The organism is bacterium (assembly GCA_029210965.1).
Classification (GTDB): domain Bacteria; phylum BMS3Abin14; class BMS3Abin14; order BMS3Abin14; family BMS3Abin14; genus JALHUC01.
In genome coordinates, this window is record JARGFZ010000090.1 from 1 (window position 1) to 2,288 (window position 2,288).

General features: G+C 59.2%; 2 protein-coding genes. Both read left to right on the forward strand.

Annotated features, from left to right (window positions below; all coding sequences use genetic code 11):
* Positions 1-241: 241 nt before the first annotated feature.
* The gene (locus P1S59_14370; GenBank protein ID MDF1527412.1) at positions 242-1,558 is read left to right on the forward strand and encodes a DDE-type integrase/transposase/recombinase; all 1,317 of its coding nucleotides are present in this window, start codon (positions 242-244) and stop codon (positions 1,556-1,558) included.
* Between the two features lie 77 nt (positions 1,559-1,635).
* Entirely contained in the window at positions 1,636-2,262 is a 627-nt protein-coding gene (locus tag P1S59_14375) for an AAA family ATPase (protein ID MDF1527413.1), read from the forward strand.
* Positions 2,263-2,288 lie beyond the last annotated feature (26 nt).

Consider the following 2,288-nt stretch of genomic DNA (forward strand, 5'->3'; position numbering starts at 1 on the left):
CGCGCTTGCGGCATTGGTTGGCCAATCTGCGCAGGCAGGTCCAGGCGCACCTGACCAACCGTTGGCGATGGGGGCTGTTGGCGGGGTTCGATGCGCTGCTGCGGCAGGGCCGGGTTCCCGTGGCCCGGGTCAGTTAAACCGGGAACTTCCCCGCACAGCTACCACCCCAGTGAAGTCGGCCGCTGACGGGTCGCCTCCTCTTGATTTAGGGTCTCTGCAAACCCTTATCAAGGAGGAAACGATGACCGAAGAACAGAAGCAAGCGGTGGCGGTCTTTCGCTACGGCGTGATTGCCGATTTTGTCGGCGCCACCCGACTGGATCGAGGGGAACGGGAGGCCCTGCTCAGGGACAAGTGCGCTCGCAAGTGGCAGATTCCGCATTCAGGACGGACTCGACTGAGCCGGAGTACCATCATTCGCTGGATCCAGAGATACACGGGATACGGCCGCCGTCTTGAGTCTCTGTATCCACAGGATCGTACCGATCGCGGGTGTGTGCGGGCGATCGATGAAGAGACCGGCCTGGCCCTGCAGGAACTGCGTCGTCAGTTGCCAAAAATGCCGGTTCCGGAATTGACCAGGATTCTGCATGAACGCCAACTGGTGACAGCGGGCCAGTCTGTCAGCCAGAGCACGGTGTACCGGTTTTTACATCAGCACAATCTGATGACAGACCCACCGGCCGCAGCCGTCGACCGGCGCAAGTTCGAAGCCGAACTGCCCAACGATCTGTGGCAGTCCGACGTCATGCACGGTCCGCACGTGACGGTTGGTGACAAGCAGCGCAAGAGCTATCTGATCGCCTTTATCGACGATCATTCCCGCCTTATTCCTCATGCGGCGTTTTACCCCTCGGAAGCCCTGGCACCCTTCATGGAGGCCTTCCAGAGTGCTCTTGGCAAACGGGGTGTGCCGCGCAAACTCTATGTCGACAATGGTTCGGCCTTCCGTTCCCGTCAACTGGAGTATACCTGTGCCGCCCTGGGTATCGCCTTGGTTCATGCCAAGCCCTACCAGCCCCAGGGCAAGGGCAAGATCGAACGCTTCTTCCGCACCGTGCGCACCCAGTTCCTGCCCGAATTTACCGGGCAGACGCTGGAGCAGCTCAATGTGGCGTTCGAACGGTGGCTGGAACAGATCTATCACCCGCGCCGTCATGGCTCCACCGGGCAAAGTCCCTTGCAACGGTTTACCGCCCACATGCACTGTCTGCGGGCTTCGCCGCGTCATTTAACTGATTTCTTCCGCAAAACCGCACGCCGCCGTGTCAACAAGGATCGCTCCGTGGTGCTCGACAAGCGCCTGTTCGAGGCACCGGTCGATCTGATCGGCAAACGGGTCGAACTGCTCTATCACGAACAAAACCCCGAGCAGGTGGAAGTCCGTTTCTCCGGACAATCCCACGGCAACCTGCGGCCGATCGATCTGCAGGTCAACAGCCGGGTCAAACGGGATCGAAACAGCCAGGTCGAACTCGTCGAGGAGGCCCGCCCTGACGGGAGGACTCCTGTTGAGAAAGCAACCGCGCAGAGTGGTCAATTGTGGGAGGACGCGTAATGCAAGAGAACTATCGCCATTACTTCGGGTTGCACAAACAGCCCTTTGGGGCCGATATCCCCCGTTAGGATATCCTGGTGACCAAAACCCTCACCGCTGTCTGTGACCGCATCCACTATGCCATTGGACTGGGAGCCATCGCACTGATGACTGGAGATATCGGTAGCGGCAAATCCACGGCGCTGCGCTATGTCATCGGTGACTTCCACCCCTCCGAGTACCGAATCCTCTGTGTCACCGCCACCTCCGGCTCCATTCTCGAACTCTACCGCCAGATTCTGGCTGAACTGGGAGTCGAAAACGCCGGAGCCTCCCGCGCCAGGATGACCCGCCGCATCAAACAGGAGGTGCTGGATCTGACCCTGGGCAAGAAAATCAAATCAGCCCTCATCATCGACGAGGCCTCATTGCTCCGTCTGGAGGTGTTCGCCGAACTGCACACCCTCGCCCAGTTTGAACAGGACTCCAAACCGTTTCTGCCGATCATCCTGGCGGGACAAGCCAACCTGATCGACAACCTCAGCTATCGCAACAGCCAACCCCTGGCCTCCCGTGTGGTCGCTCGCTGCCACCTCAGTGGTATCGACCAGAACACCATGCGAGACTACCTGCTCCATCACCTTAAAATCGCCGGCGTCACGCGCATGCTCTTTGATGACGCTGCGGTCATAGAGGTGGTCCCCAAAAATTGGACAGTGGTATAAGGTGGAAATTACACCAAAGGAGGAAC